19 protein-coding genes are annotated in these 18,034 nt (G+C 61.4%); 12 read left to right on the top strand and 7 right to left on the bottom strand.

The window, feature by feature from the left end:
- Positions 1-47: 47 nt before the first annotated feature.
- The 4 genes from xylB (at position 48) to ACOZK9_RS14735 (ending at position 3,405) form a co-directional block, all read left to right on the top strand.
- The gene (xylB, locus tag ACOZK9_RS14750; RefSeq protein ID WP_122249834.1) at positions 48-1,529 is read left to right on the top strand and encodes a xylulokinase; all 1,482 of its coding nucleotides are present in this window, start codon (positions 48-50) and stop codon (positions 1,527-1,529) included.
- Between the two features lie 12 nt (positions 1,530-1,541).
- Positions 1,542-2,480, top strand: coding sequence for a carbohydrate kinase family protein (locus ACOZK9_RS14745; protein WP_421556121.1), 939 nt, complete (start codon positions 1,542-1,544; stop codon positions 2,478-2,480).
- A gap of 155 nt (positions 2,481-2,635) precedes the next feature.
- Entirely contained in the window at positions 2,636-2,905 is a 270-nt protein-coding gene (locus ACOZK9_RS14740; protein ID WP_421556120.1) for a DUF2790 domain-containing protein, read from the top strand.
- Positions 2,906-3,000: 95 nt separating this feature from the next.
- Complete coding sequence (locus ACOZK9_RS14735) at positions 3,001-3,405, top strand: hypothetical protein (protein WP_421556119.1); 405 nt, start codon at positions 3,001-3,003, stop codon at positions 3,403-3,405.
- Here ACOZK9_RS14735 and ACOZK9_RS14730 read toward each other — a convergent pair whose 3' ends face one another.
- The gene (locus tag ACOZK9_RS14730) at positions 3,406-3,675 is read right to left on the bottom strand and encodes a DUF1652 domain-containing protein (protein ID WP_058413350.1); all 270 of its coding nucleotides are present in this window, start codon (positions 3,673-3,675) and stop codon (positions 3,406-3,408) included. It abuts the gene before it with no gap.
- A 445-nt stretch (positions 3,676-4,120) separates the two neighbouring features.
- Here ACOZK9_RS14730 and ACOZK9_RS14725 point away from each other — a divergent pair, with 445 nt between their 5' ends.
- Complete coding sequence (locus tag ACOZK9_RS14725) at positions 4,121-4,321, top strand: ParD-like family protein (protein ID WP_058413351.1); 201 nt, start codon at positions 4,121-4,123, stop codon at positions 4,319-4,321.
- Entirely contained in the window at positions 4,321-5,082 is a 762-nt protein-coding gene (gene map / locus ACOZK9_RS14720; RefSeq protein ID WP_421556118.1) for a type I methionyl aminopeptidase, read from the top strand. The genes ACOZK9_RS14725 and map overlap by 1 nt, the downstream gene beginning before the upstream one ends.
- A gap of 530 nt (positions 5,083-5,612) precedes the next feature.
- Here map and ACOZK9_RS14715 read toward each other — a convergent pair.
- On the bottom strand, positions 5,613-7,199 hold the full coding sequence (locus ACOZK9_RS14715) for a RimK family protein (protein ID WP_421556117.1): 1,587 nt from the start codon (positions 7,197-7,199) through the stop codon (positions 5,613-5,615).
- 94 nt (positions 7,200-7,293) lie between these two features.
- On the opposite strand from ACOZK9_RS14715, the gene ACOZK9_RS14710 reads away from it, so the two are divergent.
- A complete protein-coding gene (locus tag ACOZK9_RS14710) occupies positions 7,294-8,388 on the top strand; it encodes a GNAT family N-acetyltransferase/peptidase C39 family protein (RefSeq protein ID WP_421556116.1) in 1,095 nt (364 codons plus the stop codon).
- A 3-nt stretch (positions 8,389-8,391) separates the two neighbouring features.
- Here the strand turns inward: ACOZK9_RS14710 and sfnG are convergent, their stop codons facing one another.
- Complete coding sequence (gene sfnG, locus ACOZK9_RS14705; RefSeq protein ID WP_421556115.1) at positions 8,392-9,477, bottom strand: dimethylsulfone monooxygenase SfnG; 1,086 nt, start codon at positions 9,475-9,477, stop codon at positions 8,392-8,394.
- Between the two features lie 267 nt (positions 9,478-9,744).
- Here sfnG and ACOZK9_RS14700 point away from each other — a divergent pair, with 267 nt between their 5' ends.
- The gene (locus ACOZK9_RS14700; RefSeq protein WP_421556114.1) at positions 9,745-10,986 is read left to right on the top strand and encodes an acyl-CoA dehydrogenase family protein; all 1,242 of its coding nucleotides are present in this window, start codon (positions 9,745-9,747) and stop codon (positions 10,984-10,986) included.
- Between the two features lie 106 nt (positions 10,987-11,092).
- On the opposite strand, the gene ACOZK9_RS14695 is transcribed toward ACOZK9_RS14700, so the two are convergent.
- Positions 11,093-11,878 carry a sulfite exporter TauE/SafE family protein gene (locus ACOZK9_RS14695; RefSeq protein ID WP_421556113.1) on the bottom strand — a complete coding sequence of 262 codons (786 nt, stop codon included), beginning with the start codon at positions 11,876-11,878 and terminating at the stop codon, positions 11,093-11,095.
- A gap of 91 nt (positions 11,879-11,969) precedes the next feature.
- On the bottom strand, positions 11,970-12,740 hold the full coding sequence (locus ACOZK9_RS14690; protein WP_421556112.1) for a class I SAM-dependent methyltransferase: 771 nt from the start codon (positions 12,738-12,740) through the stop codon (positions 11,970-11,972).
- Between the two features lie 138 nt (positions 12,741-12,878).
- On the opposite strand from ACOZK9_RS14690, the gene ACOZK9_RS14685 reads away from it, so the two are divergent.
- From ACOZK9_RS14685 to ACOZK9_RS14675, 3 genes are all read left to right on the top strand, one after another.
- Complete coding sequence (locus ACOZK9_RS14685; RefSeq protein WP_421556111.1) at positions 12,879-13,400, top strand: DUF3455 domain-containing protein; 522 nt, start codon at positions 12,879-12,881, stop codon at positions 13,398-13,400.
- 96 nt (positions 13,401-13,496) lie between these two features.
- A complete protein-coding gene (locus tag ACOZK9_RS14680) occupies positions 13,497-14,015 on the top strand; it encodes a sigma-70 family RNA polymerase sigma factor (protein WP_058413375.1) in 519 nt (172 codons plus the stop codon).
- Positions 14,012-14,686, top strand: a complete 675-nt coding sequence (locus ACOZK9_RS14675; protein ID WP_122251505.1) for an anti-sigma factor — start codon at positions 14,012-14,014, stop codon at positions 14,684-14,686. The genes ACOZK9_RS14680 and ACOZK9_RS14675 overlap by 4 nt, the downstream gene beginning before the upstream one ends.
- On the opposite strand, the gene ACOZK9_RS14670 is transcribed toward ACOZK9_RS14675, so the two are convergent.
- Together ACOZK9_RS14670 and ACOZK9_RS14665 are read right to left on the bottom strand one after the other, a co-directional pair.
- Positions 14,687-15,988 carry an ATP-binding protein gene (locus ACOZK9_RS14670; RefSeq protein ID WP_152746344.1) on the bottom strand — a complete coding sequence of 434 codons (1,302 nt, stop codon included), beginning with the start codon at positions 15,986-15,988 and terminating at the stop codon, positions 14,687-14,689.
- Positions 15,989-15,991: 3 nt separating this feature from the next.
- A complete protein-coding gene (locus ACOZK9_RS14665; RefSeq protein WP_058413362.1) occupies positions 15,992-16,693 on the bottom strand; it encodes a response regulator in 702 nt (233 codons plus the stop codon).
- Positions 16,694-16,878: 185 nt separating this feature from the next.
- On the opposite strand from ACOZK9_RS14665, the gene ACOZK9_RS14660 reads away from it, so the two are divergent.
- Positions 16,879-18,033, top strand: coding sequence for an efflux RND transporter periplasmic adaptor subunit (locus tag ACOZK9_RS14660; RefSeq protein WP_421556110.1), 1,155 nt, complete (start codon positions 16,879-16,881; stop codon positions 18,031-18,033).
- Position 18,034: the final 1 nt, after the last annotated feature.

The following is an 18,034-nucleotide window of genomic DNA, read 5'->3' as shown; positions in this document are numbered from 1 at the left end:
GTCGACCGGGCTAACCGCCCAATAATAATACTGCTGAGCAAATCATCATGACCCGGCAAAACCTGTTTCTCGGCATCGACTGCGGCACGCAAGGCACCAAGGCCGTCGTCCTCGATGCCACCAGCGGCAAGGTGCTGGGCCTCGGCGCTGCCAGCCATACGCTGATCAGCGGCGCCAATGGCCGGCGCGAACAACACACCCAGGAATGGCTGGACGCCTTCACCGAAGCCACCCATCGCGCCTTGCAAGACGCTGGCGTCGATGGCCAGGACATCCTCGGTATCGGCGTCTCCGGCCAGCAACACGGCCTGGTGCTGTTGGACGACCAAGGCCAGGTACTGCGCCCGGCCAAGCTGTGGTGCGACACCGAAACCGCCGACGAAAACCAGCGCCTGCTGGATTACCTCGGCGGCGAGAGCGGTTCGCTTGCGCGCCTCGGCGTGGCGATTGCACCGGGTTACACCGTGTCCAAGCTGCTCTGGACACGCGAGCAGCACCCGCAGATCTTCGCGCGCATCGCGCATATCCTGCTGCCCCACGACTACCTGAATTACTGGCTGACCGGGCGCGCCGTCGCCGAATACGGCGATGCCTCAGGCACCGGTTATTTCAACGTGCGCAGCCGCGAATGGGACGTCGCGCTGCTCAATCACATCGACCCCAGCGGCCGCCTGGAAGCGGCGTTGCCGCCGCTGATCGACGCCCACCAAAGCGTCGGCACGCTGCTGCCGGCCATCGCCGAACGCTTGGGCATCAACCCCAACGCTGTTGTCGCAAGCGGTGGCGGCGACAATATGATGGGCGCCATCGGCACCGGCAATATCGCCCCCGGCGTGATCACCATGAGCCTGGGCTCATCCGGCACCGTGTATGCCTTTGCCGAGCAGCCGAATGTCAGCCCGCAAGCGTCGGTCGCGACCTTCTGTTCGTCCAGCGGCGGTTGGCTGCCGTTGATCTGCACGATGAACCTGACCAACGCCACCTCGCTGATTCGCGAGCTGTTCGACCTCGACCTGGCGGCGTTCAACGCCCTCGTCGCGCAAGCGCCGATAGGTGCCGACGGCGTGAGCCTGTTGCCGTTCTTCAACGGCGAACGTGTGCCCGCCCTGCCCCACGCCACCGGCAGCCTGCACGGCTTGACCATGACCAACCTGACCCGCGCCAACCTGTGCCGCGCGGCGGTCGAGGGCACCACCTTCGGCCTGCGTTATGGCCTCGACCTGCTGCGTCAGACCGGCCTGCAAAGCCTGCGTATCCGGCTGATCGGCGGCGGCTCGAAAAGCCCGGTGTGGCGGCAGATGGTTGCCGACATCATGAACACCGAAGTGGTCTGCACCGAACAAAGCGAAGCCGCCGCCCTGGGCGCGGCAATTCAGGCGGCGTGGAGCCAGTCCGGCGAGTCGCTGGCCAGCCTCTGCGACAAATGCGTGAGCGTCGACCCGGCCAGCCGTACACTGCCGGTGGCCGCCAGCGTAAGCGCCTATCAACAGGCCTACGCACGCTATCAACAACTCGTGGCAACCCTTTAAGAGCGAACGACTATGTATTTGGTGTGTGGCGAAGCGCTGTTCGATTTTTTCAGCGAGGAGGATGCCAGCGGGCAGGCGTCCAAGGTCAATTACAAGGCGATTGCCGGCGGTTCACCGTTTAACGTGGCGGTGGGTTTGCGCCGCCTGGGCATTGAGGCCGGGCTGTTCGGCGGGGTGTCCAACGACTTCCTCGGCCAACGCTTGCAGCAAGTGCTCAAGGACGAAGGCGTCAGCCCGCAATTTCTGGTGGAATTCGCGGCGCCGACGACGCTGGCAATGGTCGCCGTGGGCGCCGATGGCTCACCGCGCTACAGCTTTCGCGGCGAAGGCTGCGCCGACCGCCAACTGCAAATCGCGCACTTGCCGGCCTTGGGCGATGAGATTCGCGGGCTGCACATCGGCTCGTTTTCGCTGGTGGTACAGCCCATTGGCGACACGTTGCTGAGCCTGGTTCGGCGCGAAAGCGGCAAGCGCCTGATCAGCCTCGACCCTAACGTGCGGCTCAACCCGCAACCGGATATTCAACTGTGGCGAGACCGCGTGGCCGAGCTGGTCAAGCATGCCGACCTGATCAAAGTCAGCGATGAAGACTTGCACCTGCTCTACCCCGATCAGTCGCCCGAAAGCGTGCTGCAAGGCTGGCTGCAGCACCGTTGCCAACTGGTGTTCCTCACCCGTGGCGGCGACGGCGCGACGGTATTCAGTCGCCAGCACGGCAGTTGGTCGCAACCGGCGGTCGAGGTGGTGATGGCCGACACTGTCGGCGCCGGCGACACCTTTCAGGCCGCGCTGATTGCCTGGCTGACCGAACACCAATTGGATTCAGTTGACGGCCTGCAACAGCTCACGCGTGCGCAGATCGACGCCATGCTCGGCTTCGCCATCCGCGCCGCCGCCCTCACCTGCGGCAAAACCGGGCCAGACCTGCCGTATCGTCAGCAAGTGGGCTGAACGCGGGTTTATGAAGGTTTTGTCAGCCAGGTCAAGATTAATCCACGGTTAATCCCGCCAGTCGACAGTGAAGTTGACCGCACTCACCGCCCAAGGGCTCGTGCGGCCGCCAGCGCATCGTGTTGATGCGCAGGCGAGACTTGCGGAGACCTGCCATGAAACTGCGTACCTTACTTTTTAGCAGCACATTCGCCCTGGCGGCGCTATCGGGCCTGGCCCATGCGGACACCCAAGCGCCTGTGACGAAGCCGGTGCCGTATCAATACGGCATGCCTTTAAACATCGACAAGGTGATCGCCATGCACGAGACCGACACCCCTGTGTGCAAGGTTATCAATGCCGACATCAAGTTCGTCGACAAAGCCGGCAAGGTTGAAGATGTGGGCTATCGGAAGATGTCCGACGTCTGCGATTTCCAGAACTGAGGCAATCCTAGAACTGAGGCAATCAACGGTAGGCGACAAGCCCCTGTGCAAACGCGTAGTCTTGCGAGCTTGTCACAAGGCCGAAAGGATTCGCCATGTCGCTGAGTTTTCGTAACCTCGCCACCTTCACCGCCCTTCTTTGCTTCGCCCTCGCGCTGCTCTGGGGATTACGCCCGGGCCTGCTGTTGTGGCTGTGGAGTGTCGAATACTCAAGCGCCGCCGAGCTGTTGGCGCGCCGTAATGCCGCGCTGTTCCTGGCCATCGGCATCATGTTTTATCGCGCTCGCCACGCGCCCCGCTCCGACACGCGCAGTGCCTTGACCAGCGGGTTTACTGCCGGCTGCTTTGCACTGGCTGTGCTGGGGTTCAGTGAGTGGCTCAATGGCAACGCCGGCCCTGGAATCCTGCTGGCGGTAGCAACCGAACTGATACTGGGCCTGGCGTTTGTCCAGGCCCACAGGTTGTCGATGAATCAAGTGCACACCGACAACCGCGCGTAATCAGTGATAACCGCGCGCGCCCATTCTTTGCACAGTGGGTGCTGCGCTGTGCTTGAGGTCTTCGCGCAACCCGGCGATCAGGTTGCAAATAGCGCGGCTGCTGTCGAGTTTGTCGGCGTTTATACCTTTGACTTCCAAATCGACTCGGTCACGGTCACGGTCGTCATACACCTTGATCGTCAGCGAAGCATCTTCGGCCTTGGTGCATTCGCACCGTTTGGGCAGGAAACTTCCTTCAATAATGCTGCGAAGTTCTAATTCCGAAAGCATGGCCAACCTCTCCTTTTATGAGACTGCCAACAGATTAATTATGTGCGGCAGGCGTCTGCCTGCCACGTCTTGCCGACCCTGGAAGACGCTTACCTTGATCAGCGTACTCGGCAAAATCCACTCACGTTGTAACTTTTCTTCATAAGCAACAGGCGGCGTTATATAACGTTAGCGCAGGTTTTTCTGCGATGTTTAGATCATCTTCGAACTGCTGTGATTAAACGTTTAACGTTGAGGGTTTTATTAAACGCAATGTCATGCGTCGATTGTTTCTGCAACATGTAGCAAACTATCCGGATACTCGCTGCTGTGGCATTTTTGGCGCCGCTGCGCAGCCCAACGGGAGCAAGCCCCCTCGCCACAGGCAGCCATTGGGTGGGAGAGGGTTTACGATGAGCATACGAAACGTATACGCTTTGCATATCCACCTATCACAGTGAAGCGCATGGGCATCGTCAAAATCACCGATCAACTGCATGAACAACTGCGCTTGGCCAGCGCCGCCATGGACCGTTCCATCAACGCTCAGGCCGAGTTCTGGATCAAGATCGGCCTGCTCGCCGAGCTCAACCCGCACCTGCCGTACAACGAGCTGATCAACAAGTTGTTGCTCGACAAACCCGACCTGATCCGGGGGCGCGCTTGATGATCAAGACCCCCGCACAACTGGCCGTGATGCGTGAATCCGGGCGCCTGCTCGCGCAAGTCTTCAACATGCTCGACGGCTTTGTCGCCGCTGGCCGCTCGACTCTGCAGATGGACAGCGCGGTTGAAGCGTTCATCCGTAACGACCTGAAAGCGCGCCCGGCCAGCCTTGGGCAATATGATTACCCCTTTTGCATCAACACCTCGATCAACCAAGTGGTGTGCCATGGCATGCCCAGCGGCAAGGACGTGCTCAAGGACGGCGACATCATCAATATCGACATCACCCTGGAAAAAGGCGGCTTCATCGCCGATTCGAGCAAGATGTACATGATCGGCAAGGTGGCGCCCAACGCACAGCGGCTGGTAGAAAAAACCTTCGAGGCGATGTGGGCAGGCATTCGCCAGGTCAAGCCCGGCGCGCGCCTGGGCGATATTGGTCATGCGATCCAGAGCCATGCGCACGCCAACGGCTACAGCGTGGTGCGTGAGTATTGCGGCCACGGTATTGGCCGCGAGATGCACGAAGAGCCGCAGGTGCTGCACTTCGGCCGCCCCGGCACCGGGCTGGTATTGCGCGAGGGCATGGTGTTCACCATCGAGCCGATGCTCAATCAGGGCAGCTCAAAAGTGCGCAGCCTGAAGGATGGCTGGACGGTGGTGACCCAGGACAACAGCTTGTCGGCGCAGTGGGAGCACACCGTGGCGGTGACGGCGGATGGGTTTGAAGTGCTGACCCTGCAGGCTGGCGCCGCCCTTTAGATCAAAATCACATGCCGAACTCGGTCAAACTGTGAGAGGGGGCTTACTCCCGATGGCGGTGGGTCAGTCAATTCATGTATCAACTGTAAAACTGCAATCGGGAGCAAGCCCCCTCCCACAGGCTTTTTGCCTTGAGGTTTAAGGGCATATCCGTTATTTGGGCGATGGCTTGTATCGGTTCCGCTCTTACAGCGGGTCACTTTTGAAAGGACCGGAAGCCGGCCCAATCCCCAAGCCAAACTCGGTCAAACTGTGGGAGGGGGCTTGCTCCCGATGGCGGTGGGTCAGTCAATTCATGTATCAACTGTAAAACTGCTATCGGGAGCAAGCCCCCTCCCACAGAAAGCAAAAAAAGCAGATCTGCTGGGTATGCATGGTTACTTTTGGCTGGGCCGGCTTCCGGATCTATCAAAAGTGACTCGCTGTAAGAGCGAAACCGATATAAGCCATAACCCAAATACCGGATATATACCCAACCTGAAGAACACCCCGAGCCAGTCCGATGCGCGACAGCGCTACACCCAGAAAACTCACCACACCTGGCCCTGACGCTTCAACTCCAGCCGCCGCACAAACTCTTCCAGCACCAGGGCGTACAAGTCGTCCTGCAAGTAGGCATCTTCGATACCGGCGTCCATGTTGGGGTTGTCGTTGACCTCAATCACCACCACCTTGTCGCCGGATTGCTTGAGGTCGACACCGTAGAGGCCGTCGCCGATCAGGTTGGCGGTTTTTACCGCCAGCTCCACCACCGCCTTGGGGGCTTCGTGGACCGCCAGGGTGCGGCATTCGCCGTTGACGTCCTGGCCAATGGCTTTGTGGTTGTAGATCTGCCAATGGCCCTTGGACATGAAGTACTGGCAGGCAAAGATCGGCTTGCGGTTGAGTACGCCGATGCGCCAGTCGTATTCGGTGTAGAAAAATTCCTGAGCCAGCAGCAGTACCGAATGTTCAAACAACTCGGCGGTGGCCTTGAGCAATGCCTCCTGGCTTTCGACCTTGATCACGCCCCGGGAGAAACACCCGTCGGGGATTTTCAATACCAGCGGAAAACCCAGTCGCTCGCCGACACGCTCAAAGTCTTGCGGTCGATCCTTGTACAGAATTTCGGTGGCGGGCATGCCCAATTGGTGACTGTTGAGCAGGTCGGTGAGGTAGACCTTGTTGGTGCAGCGCAGGATCGATGCCGGGTCGTCCATTACCACCAGGCCTTCGCTTTCGGCTTTTTTGGCGAAACGGTAGGTGTGGTTGTCGACGCTGGTGGTCTCGCGGATCAGCAAGGCGTCGTATTCGGCGAGGCGCGAGTAATCCTTGCGCTCGATCAGTTCCACATCAATGCCCAGCCCCTTGCCGACACGGATGAAGTTTTCCAGCGCACGGGCATTCGACGGCGGCAGTTGCTCTTGAGGATCGTGCAAAATCGCCAGGTCATAACGCGCCAGTCGGCGTGAGCGGGGTTGGCGCCAGATCTTGCGGCTGAAGTTATCCAGTGCGTGGGCGAAGTGGTCTTCCTGGTCATCGCGTAACTTGTGCAACACGCCGGACTTGACCCCTTCAATGTGCCAACCGTTGTGTTTGCGAAACTCAACTAACAAAATCGGACAGGGAAAGGTTTCGAACAACTGGCGGGCCAACTCCTGCAACGGCTCTATGTTGGTTCGACCAAAGTAAAGCGTCAGCGTGAAGCCTTCGGTATTACTGTAAAGGTGATGGTTCAAGGCTTTATCGAGGGTTTTATCCAGGTCATCCAACGCCAGGCCATACAGCGACTTTTTGGTCAGCTCACTGATGGTGCGCACCGACGGAATCACCTTGTGCCCGCGCGCCTCAGCCAACAACGAACAGTAATAACCGTGCCCCAGGTACTTGTAGCCGCGGCACAGGTTGATCACCTGCACACGCTTGCCCGCCTCGCTCTCGGGCGTTTGCTCGAGGTACTCCTGGGCGCTGACGATGTCTTCGCTGGGAAAGTACGACGCCCAGTCTTCCTTGCGTTCGACAATAATCACGACTTGACTGGAACCTCGCGGTTGGGCCGAAAAATAACGCTGCGACGTTATTGTCGCCGCGACCGATTGCTCGGATACTTCACGCCAATGACTGTGTACCGCCGACATAATATTTGATCCGCTTTAGAGAACTCGACCTTTTCTATTAAGCACGATCTTTTAGAGAAGTCCCGTTTCGTTACGCAACTTTTACGGCGGTCATATGGCTCTTTCCTTTCGCGTTGCAACCCCCGCTGATGTGCCTGAATTGGTGGCACTGGAACAGCACTGTTTCACCACCGACCGGCTCTCGCCGCGCAGTTTTCAGTGGATGATCAGCCGCGCCAACGGGCAGTTGTGGGTCGCCGACAATGACGGCGATTTACTCGGTTACGCCTTGGTGCTGTTCCATCGCGGCACCTCGCTGGCGCGCCTGTATTCGATTGCGATTGCCGAGCACGCGCGGGGCATGGGCCTGGGCAAACAATTGCTGGCGCGCATTGAGGCCTGCGCCGTGGCGCATGACTGCGCCTACCTGCGCCTGGAAGTGCGCACCGACAACCCCGGCGCACTCGCTTTGTATGAGCGCAATGGTTACCGGCGTTTCGACCTGATCAACGATTACTACGAAGACCACGCCCCGGCCCTGCGCCTGGAAAAACGCATTCTGCAGCACCAGGTCGCGCGCCCACACAGCGTGCCGTATTACCCGCAGACCACCGATTTTACCTGCGGCGCCGCCTGCCTGCTGATGGCGATGGGCGCGCTGGTGCCTGCGCGCGTGGCCGGGCGCCGCGAAGAGCTGCAAATCTGGCGCGAGGCGACCACCGTGTTCATGACCGCAGGCCACGGCGGTTGCAGCCCGCAAGGCTTGGCGCTGGCGGCGTGGCGCCGGGGTTTTCGGGTGCGCATGCAGGTGAATGTGCGCGGGCCGCTGTTTCTGGATGGTGTGCGCGACCAGCACAAAAAGGACGTGATGCGTTTAGTCCATGAGGCCTTCGAAGAGGCGTTGGCCGGCAGCGATGTCGAGCAAGCCGTGGGCGGCGCACTGGACCTGCCGCAGTTGCTGCGCGAGGGCGCGCAGCCGCTGGTGTTGATCAGCAGCTATCGCCTCACCCGCTCCAAGTCGCCGCACTGGGTGATGGTCACCGATTGCGACGACGACTTTGTTTACCTGCACGACCCCGATGTGGACCACAGCCAGCAGCGCCAGCCGCTCGACTGCCAGCACCTGCCGGTCAGCCATGCGCAGTTCGAGCGGATGTGCCGTTTCGGCAGTAATAAATTGCGCGCGGCGGTGCTGGTGTTTAACCGGTGATGCTTAGGCCACCTGCTTGATCGCGGCCTTGGCTTCCAGCTCGCGTACCAGCGGCAATACGCGCGTGCCGAAGTACTCGACTTCTTCCTGAAAGTGCAGGAAGCCGGCCAGCACCAGGTCCACGCCCACCGCCTTGAGCGCGACGATGCGCTCGGCTATCTGCTGTGGGGTGCCGATCAGGTTGGTCTTGAAGCCGTCGTTGTACTGCACCAGGTCTTCAAAGCTGGATTTGGCCCAATTGCCCTCGCCTTCCGGTGAGGCTTTACCGGCCTGTTTGGCAGCATCGCCGAAGGCATTCACGGCCTCCGGGTCGGCCTTGTCGATGATGTCTGCGAGCACGGCACGCGCTTCTGCCTCGGTGTCGCGGGCGATGATAAACGCGTTGACGCCGACTTTGACCGAATGGTTGTTCGCCGCCGCCTTGGCGCGAATGTCATCCACCTGAGCCTTGATGCCTTCAGGCGTGTTGCCGTTGGTGAAGTACCAGTCCGACACGCGCGCGGCCATGTCGCGCGCCGCCCGCGAACTGCCGCCCTGGAACACTTCCGGCCGGCCCAGCGGCTTGGGCCTGAGGGTGTAGTTGTTGAAACGGTAGAAATCGCCCTTGAAGGTGAAGTCGTCCTGGCTCCAGACACCTTTCAGGGCGCGGATAAACTCCTCGGAACGCCGATAACGCTCGTCGTGTTCCAGCCAGGGTTCACCGATCGCCTGGAACTCGCCCTTGAACCAGCCGCTGACGATATTCACCGCGATGCGGCCGTTGGTGAGCTGGTCGATGGTCGCCAGTTGCTTGGCCGCCAGCGCCGGTTGCCAAGGGCCGGGCAGGATCGCTGCGATGACTTTGAGCGTGGTGGTCGCCGCCAGCAACGCATGGCTGAACGCCACGGATTCGTGCTGGTTTTCGGCGCCGTAACCGGCGGTGAAACGAATTTGCGTGAGGCCATATTCAAAGCCCGCCGCTTCGGCCAACTGCGCCAGTTTGCGGTTGTAGTCGATACCCCAATGGGTGCGTTGTTCGATCTTGCTCACCACCAACCCACCGCTGACGTTGGGCACCCAGTAGGCAAATTTCACGGCTTGCTGACTCATCGGGCATTACCTCGCACAAAGGGATGTAACAAGCGCTTGAGCAGCAAGCGTGCCAGGCCCGGCAAAGGCCCAGGCCATGGGGGCCGTGGCACAAAACGCGGCGCTGGATCGCTGAGCGGCTGATGTCAGGGATCGCGTCGATTTGTCGGTTCACTGTTGCTGGCGCAACAGCGCAGCGCACCTGCACCACGCAAACACGGGCGTTTGCAGCACGGCACGGACTGTGCAATCGCCCTCAGACTTGATCACTGCCAAGGAGCCGTCCCCATGACCGAGCAACACGTCATCAACCCGCTGTCCACCGGCGTCGACTACCCCACGTTGGCCGCGCGCTTCCGGCCGATATTCCAACGCATCGCCGACGGCGCGCTAACGCGCGAGCACACCCGCGCCCTGCCCCATGAACCGATCCAATGGCTTAAACAAGCAGGGTTTGGCGCGGTGCGCGTGCCCGTGGAATATGGCGGTGGCGGCGCGTCGTTGCCACAACTGTTCGAGCTGCTGATCGAACTCGCCGCCGCCGATTCCAACGTGCCACAGGCCTTGCGCGGGCACTTCGCGTTTGCCGAAGACCGCCTGAATGCGCCCCCCGGCGCGGGCCGTGAGGTTTGGTTCAAGCGTTTTGTCGAGGGTGATATTGTCGGCTGCGCCTGGACCGAAATCGGCAATGTCGCCATCGGCGATGTGGTCACCCAGGTCAGCCCCGACGGTGAACACTGGAAGCTCAACGGTGAGAAGTTCTACAGCACCGGCAGCATTTTTTCCGACTGGATCGACGTGTACGCGCAGCGCAGCGACACCGGCGGTGATGTGATTGCCGCCACCCGCACGCGCCAGCCTGGCGTTGCTACCAGCGATGACTGGGATGGCTTTGGCCAGCGCACCACCGGCAGCGGCACCACGCGGTTTACCGACGCGCGGGTGGAGGCGGAAAACGTTATCGATTTTGCTACACGTTTTAAATACCAGACCGCTTTTTACCAACTGGTGCTACTGGCGACCCTGGCCGGTATCGGCCGCGCTGCGCTCAACGACGTGGCCCATCAAGTGCGCAGCCGCAAGCGCATTTACAGCCATGGCAATGCCGCCCATGTCAGCCAGGACGCTCAAGTTCAACACGTGGTCGGTGACGTGGCGGCGCTGGTGTATGCCGCCGAGGCCAGCGCCTTAAAAGCCGCGGTGCCGGCGCAACAGGCGTACCTGGCGCGATTTGCCGGGGATGCGGTGGCTGAACGCGCAGCGAATGTGGCGGCGGAGATTGAATCGGCGACGGCGCAGGTGGTGGTGTCGGAATTGATCCAGCGTGCGACCAGTGAGTTGTTTAATGCGCTGGGCGCGTCGGATGTGCGCCAGGGTAAATCGCTGGATCGCCACTGGCGCAATGCGCGTACGGTGTCGTCGCACAACCCGGTGATCTACAAGGCGCGGATTGTTGGGGATTGGGTGGTGAATGGGACAGAGCCGCCGTTTGTGTGGCAGATCGGCAATGGCCCAGCCACGCGGGCTTGAGCCCGCTCGTTCCCTCGCTCTGTGTGGGAATGCAGCCCGTACAAAGGGACGCGGAGCGTCCCAAGCGGCGTTACCACGCGCAGCGTCGGAACGATCATTGCCCTACTCAAAACGCCAACTTATACCCAATCGTCATCAACATAATCGCCAGACAAGGGCGCAACACAGCGTCCGGGACTTTGCCGGTCATGTGGCTGCCCAGGTAAATCCCCGGCAGCGACCCTATCAGCAAAAAGCCCAACAAATGCCAGTCCATATTGCCCATGCCGGCGTGCCCCAGCCCCGCCACCAGGGTCAACGGCACCGCGTGTGCGATCTCCGTGCCGACCAAGCGCCGCGTGGCCAAAAACGGGTACAGAATAAACAACGCCACGGTGCCAAGCGCACCCGCGCCAATCGAGGTCAGCGCGACCATGCTGCCGAGTACAGCACCGGTCAACACCGTCAGCGCGTTCAGGTTACGCGGGCGCATGTGGTAATCATCGCCGGCATGCCGCTGGGCAAACGCCAACAAGCGCTTCTTGAACAGAATCGCCAGGGCCGTCAGCAGCAACACAAAGCCAAGCGCCTGCTTGATCACCGCGTTCATGGCGCTGGGGTCGGTGTGCAGGCTGGCCAGAAACCACAGGGTCAGCAGCACCGCAGGCACGCTGCCGAGGGTCAGCCAGCCGGTGATGGTCCAGTCGATGTTCTTGTTCTTGCTGTGCACCAACACGCCGCCCGACTTGGTGATCGCGGCGTACAACAAGTCTGTGCCCACGGCGGTGGCCGGGTTGATGCCGAACCACAACAGGATCGGGGTCATCAAAGAGCCGCCACCGACACCGGTCATGCCCACAATAAAACCAACGATCAGGCCCGCGACTACAAAACCAATATTACCCACATCCATTACAGCTACCCGCGGCCTTATAAATTTCTGGCCGAAGGATAGCGATTTTTCTTATAACCACTTATATCAATATGATCTGACTTTATGCCTTTTAGGCCATTCGCCGGCACACGTAGGCTTGGGTCTGGTAAGGGAATGCCACGGTTTCGCGCCCTTTGAGGTCGGGATGGGTGTCGATCAAGGCCTGCAATTGCGCGGTCACCGTGGCTTTTTCCGCCTCGCTCAGCACGGCGATGAAGCTGACCGAGAGGAAGCGGTCGATGATCACTTCTTGCGGGCTGCCAACGTGGGTGTAGGCAAAGCAGGTCAGTTCAGGCTCGGAAAAGTAGCGTCCGGTAAACGCCTCGCGCCAGTGCCCGCTGTGAAAACGCGGGGTATCGCCCTCGTAAGGGGTGATGATGTGCGTAATCGCGGCGACCCAATCCACCGATTCATCGCGCACGTTCCACACCAGCCCCAAGCGCCCGTCGGGCTTGAGTACGCGGTGGATCTCGGCCAGCGCGGCCTCGGTGGAAAACCAGTGGAACGCCTGCGCGCACACCAGTGCATCGGCGCTGGCGGTTTCCAACGGGATGGATTCGGCTGTGCCGTTTACCAGGCGCACGTCCGGCAACAGTGTTCTAAGCTGCGCGCCCATTGCCTGCACCGGCTCCACGGCAATCAACGTGGGCGCCAGGGTGCTGAGCAAACGGGTGAACTTGCCGGTGCCGGCGCCGAGGTCGACGACCGTCGAGTGCGCGTCAATGTGCAGCGCGTTGTTCAGCCAGCCCGTGAGTTGGCGTGGGTAGCCGGGCCGGCCTTGGGCGTAGGTAACGGCCTGGGCAGAGAAACCTTGTTGAGCAGACGTGTGTACACCAGTCATTGCCAATCTCTCATCGGGTAAAGCGGGGGCACAGTGTGCGCCCCAAAAAGTTTATTTTCTAATCCGTGCATCCAATCGTGCGCGCCGTGGGTAGTACAGACAGTCACCCCGCTGTTTTACTTAAATGGAGAAGCACCCATGAACGCTAAAGCACTGTTCTGCCTGACCGCCCTGCTGGCCGCTGCGCCAAGCGCCTTTGCCCAGACCGGCTTGCCGGACAGCATCAAAGTGCCGGACGGGCACAAGGTGGCAATGGAAACGACCGGCGTCGGCGAAATCACCTACGAGTGCCGCGACAAAGCCAACGCTACCGGCCAGACCGAATGGACCTTCGTCGGCCCCAAGGCCGTGCTCAATGACCGCAGCGGCAAGGCAGTGGGCACCTACTTCGGCCCACCGGCGACCTGGCAGGCCAACGACGGTTCAAAAATCACCGGCACGCAATTGGCCGTGGCGCCGTCGAGTGCGGGCAACCTGCCCTATCAACTGGTCAAGGCCAACCCGGCCGAAGGCAAGGGCGCGATGAGTGGCGTCAGTTATATCCAGCGCGTCGCGCTTAAAGGCGGCGTGGCGCCGAGCACCGCGTGTACCACCGCCAACAAAGGCAAGCAGGAAGTCGTGAAGTACCAGGCCGACTACATCTTCTGGGCGGCCGACTGAGTAAATTCAGCTATTCTGCTGCGATAGCGCCCCGGCCTTCGGGCCGGGGTATGGGTCTTGTTCTTGCGGCGCAAAACCGTGTCCCCAACTGAAAACCTGTTTGATTACGAAGCGTGTTTGCGTGCCTGCGCGCGGGGCGAGCAACGTGCCTTGCGCCAGTTATATGCGCAAGACAGCAGCCGTTTGCTCGGCGTGGCCCTGCGCATCGCCCGCGACAAGGCCCTGGCCGAAGACATCGTGCACGATGCGTTTATCAAGATCTGGCGCGGCGCCGGCAGTTTCGACGCCAGCCGTGGCTCGGCGCGCGGCTGGGTGTTCAGCGTTACCCGGCACCTGGCGCTGAACGCGGTGCGCAACCATTACCGCGAAGTAGCCTTGAGCGAAGAACATGAGCACCTCGCAGCACCTGACGACAGGTTTGAGTTCAGCGCACGCTCCGGGCAGATTTACCACTGCCTGGAACAGCTCGACCCGGCCCGTCGCCGTTGCATCCTTCACGCCTACGTCGACGGCTATTCCCACAGCGAAATCGCACAGAAACTGGACACGCCGCTGGGGACCGTCAAAGCCTGGATCAAACGTAGCCTCGCCGCGCTGCGGGAGTGCATGGCATGAGTAACCCACTTGACGAACTGGCCAGCGAATACGTGCTGGGCACCCTGGCGCCCGAACAGCGCGCCGAGGTCGAACACCGCCTTAAACATGACGTCGCGTTGCGTGCAGCGGTGGACGCTTGGGAACAGCGCCTGCTGCCATTGACCGCGCTGGCCGAGCCGGTGGCGCCCTCCGCTCACCTGTGGCGGCGCATCGAAGGCAACCTCGCCGGCAAACAGGCCGGCCCGGCGTGGTGGAACCTGCTGGCGGTGTGGCGCGGCCTGGCCGGTGCGGGGTTGCTGACCAGCGTGCTACTGACGGCGTTGCTGCTGACCCGCCCGCCCACTTCGGAGCCGTCTTTTGTGGTGGTGCTGGTGGCGCCGCAAAGCCAGGCGCCGGGCTGGGTGATCCAGGCCAGCACTGCGCAGAAAATCCAGCTGATTCCGCTGGGCGTGATGCACGTTCCGGCCGACAAGGCGCTGCAGTTCTGGACCAAAGGCGATGGCTGGCAAGGCCCGGTTTCGCTGGGGCTGGTAACGCCCGGGCAAACGCTGTCGGTGCCGCTGGACAGGCTGCCGCCGCTCACGCAAAACCAGCTGTTTGAGCTGACCCTGGAAGACCCTAACGGCTCACCGACCGGCAAGCCGACCGGGCCGATTCAGGCCATCGGCCGCGCGGTCAAGGTGCTCTGATCAGCTAACACTGGGCAACCACAGGCGAAACCGCGCCCCGCCCAACGGTGACGCTTGGGCCGTCAAGCTGCCGCCTTGTGCTTCAAGGGCGCGCCGGCTGATCGCCAGGCCGAGGCCGAAGCCACCCGTGGCGCGGTCGCGGCTGCGGTCGAGGCGATAGAACGGTTCAAAAATGCGCTCGCGCTGGTCCAGCGGAATGCCGATGCCGTCGTCGTCCACGCAGATTTCACAGCCTTTGGCGCACACCTTGACGCCCACCTGAATGCGCTGGTCGCAGTAGCGCGTGGCGTTGCGCAGCAGGTTTTGCAAGGCGCGGGCAGTCAGGCGCGGGTCGAGGCTGAAACGCTCCACGGCGCAGTCGAGCGCTACATTGATCACAATGCCGGGGTTTTCCAGCTCGTCGTCAACGCTGCCCAACACGCTGTCGATAAACTCGTCGAGCATCACCTCGACGCGCTCCGGCAACTGCGCCGGGTTTTGCAGGCGGCTGTAAGAGAGTAATTCCAGCACCAACTCATCCAGCTCGCGAATATGCGCCACCAGGCTTTGCAGGCGCTCGCGGCTCGCCTGCGGCAAGTCTTCAGACAACGCCAGGGCCAAGCCGAAATCCAGGCGGGTCAAGGGTGTGCGCAGTTCGTGGGACACCGCGTTGAGCAAGTCGCGCTGCTGGTTAAGCAGGTTTTCAACGTCATCGGCCATGGTGTCGAACACCGACGCCAGGCTGCCGATGTTGGAACTGGCCGGAATGCACGTACGCTCGCTAAGGTTGCCCTTGCCGAGTTGCGCGGCGGTGGTTTTCAGGCGCTCCAGGTCACGCCAGTGCGGCCGCAGCCAGATCAACAGGCAGGCCAGCAACGCCGCCACGATCAGTACGTTGATCGCCCAATACAGCACGTTCATGTCCAGCGGGTCGGGCGGTGTCGTCACCTTGACCACAAACTGCGCGTTGATCGGCGAGCTGATTTCTTCCATCCAGCCCCACTCACCCAAGCGCACAACCGGTTTGCCCTGCGCCAGCAACAGTGCCTCTTGCGGCGTGTAGCGTGCGTCCTCGCGCACCAGCAATTGCACGGTCAGCGGTGCGAAGTCACGCCCCAGTTGTTCGGTGACCTGTGACCAGCGCTCCACCGGCGCCCGCAGGTACTGTTTGACGATGAGTTTTTGCTGGCCGCGCGTTTGCTCGACGTTGTAGTTCATGTAGCGATGTTCGAACGCGTGGATCACGACCGTGGGGATCAAGTAGATCGCCGCGCTGTAGGTGACGATGGTGATCAAGTAAAGGCGTAGCAGTAAACGGTACATGGGTCAGCATTCCCACTCGGAACGGCTGAACAGGTAGCCCTTGCCCCATACTGTCTTGATCTTGCGCGCCTCGCCCGCGTGGTCGTCGAACTTGCGGCGCAGTTTGGAGATGGCCACGTCCACCGAGCGGTCGGTGCCGTTGAATTCGATACCGCGCAGGCGTTGCAGAATTTGGTCGCGGCTGAGCACTTCACCGGCATGCCGGGCCAACACCACCAACAGGTTATATTCACCGCTGGACAGCTCCACCGCCTGCTCGCGCCACGTGACCGTGCGTTCGGACAGGTCGATGCACAGGTTGCCCATGATGATTTGGTCATTCGCCACGTGCGGTTCCGACAAGCTGCTACGGCGCAGCAAGGTGCGCACACGGGCGAGCAGCACGCGCGGCTCGCAGGGTTTGGTGACATAGTCGTCGGCGCCCATTTCCAGGCCCAGCACCTGATCGTGGCTGTCGTCACGCGCGGTCAGCATCAAAATCGGCAAGCAGGCCGAGTCCGCGCGCAGCAGGCGGCACACCTGCAGGCCGTCGAGACCGGGCAGCATCAGGTCGAGAATCACCAGGTCCGGCGGGTTGAGGCGCGCACGTTCGCGTACGTGGTCGCCACGGCTGAGCACGTTGACGTGGTAGCCATTGCGTTCCAGGTAGCTGGCAATCAGCTCGGAGAGTGCGGCGTCGTCTTCCACCAGGAGGATGTTGGGCATGGTGTTTCCAAAGAATACTGTTAGGGGTTGTTAACAACCTGATGTGTTGCAGGATTGTGCAAGGATATACGCACGCGGCAGACTATGGGCTGCGCCTTACATTTCTTCACAGACCCGTTACAGAGCTTCACAGCACCCTGCAGCCGGAGTCTTTAGGATGCGCCAGTCAATAGTGGGATATAAGCATGTCGAAGAATCTGTTAGCGCCGTTTTGCTTGCTGGCCCTGGCACTCGCCCTGAGCGCGTGTGACAAGTCGGCCGCCGGCGCGCCGTCAACGCCGCCGGCCAAAGTGCGCGTCGAAACCCTGCAAGCCAAGCCGCTGTCCATCACCAGCGAACTGAGCGGGCGCATCGCCGCGCCACGCATCGCGCAAGTGCGCGCGCGGGTTGCCGGCGTGGTGATGCAGCGTGTGTTCAAGGAAGGCCACGACGTAAAACAGGGTGACGTGCTGTTCCGTATCGACCCGGCGCCGTTCAACGCTGATTTGGACAGCGCGCAGGCCAACCTGAGCAAGGCCCGCGCCAACGCGTTTCAGGCACGCCTGCAAGCGCAGCGCTACAGCCAGTTGGTCGAAAGCAACGCCATCAGCGGCCAGGAATACGACAATGCGCGCGCCGCCGTGCGCCAGACCAACGCCGAAGTCGCCGCCAACCAGGCTGCCGTTGAGCGCGCCAAACTCAACCTCGGCTACGCCACCGTGACCGCGCCGATCTCCGGGCGCATCGGCCGCGCGCTGGTGACCGAGGGCGCGCTGGTCGGCCAGAACGAAGCCACGCCGCTGGCGATCATCCAGCAACTGGACCCTATCCACGCCGACCTCACCCAGTCCACCCGTGAACTGAATGACCTGCGCCGCGCCTTCCGCGCCGGCAGCTTGAAGCAAGTCGGTCAGGACCAGGCCAAGGCCACGCTGATTGAGGACGACGGCAGCCTGTACCCGCTGCCGGGCAAGTTGCTGTTTGCCGACATCAGCGTGGACCCAGGCACCGGGCAAATCACGTTGCGCAGTGAGTTCCCCAACCCGGACCTCGACCTGTTGCCCGGCAGTTTTGTGCGCGTGCGTTTGGAACAGGCCGTGGATAAACAGGGCATCAGCGTGCCGCAGCGTGCCATCACCCGCGACAGCGCCGGCATCCCGATGGTGTTGCTGGTAGATGCCGAGCTTACTGTCAGCCAGCATCCGGTGGAATTGGGCGCGGTGATTGAAGACCGCTGGATAGTCAGCAGCGGGCTCAAGCCCGGTGACCGCATTGTCGTCGAAGGCCTGCAACACGCGCGCCCCGGTGAAAAAGTTGAAGTGGACGACAGCCCAGCCTCGGGCCAGCCAGTCAAGGAATAAC

The sequence above is a fragment of the Pseudomonas kitaguniensis genome, from assembly GCF_049199985.1.
GTDB classification, from domain to species: domain Bacteria; phylum Pseudomonadota; class Gammaproteobacteria; order Pseudomonadales; family Pseudomonadaceae; genus Aquipseudomonas; species Aquipseudomonas kitaguniensis.
This window is presented reverse-complemented; position numbering and strand designations above follow the sequence as displayed.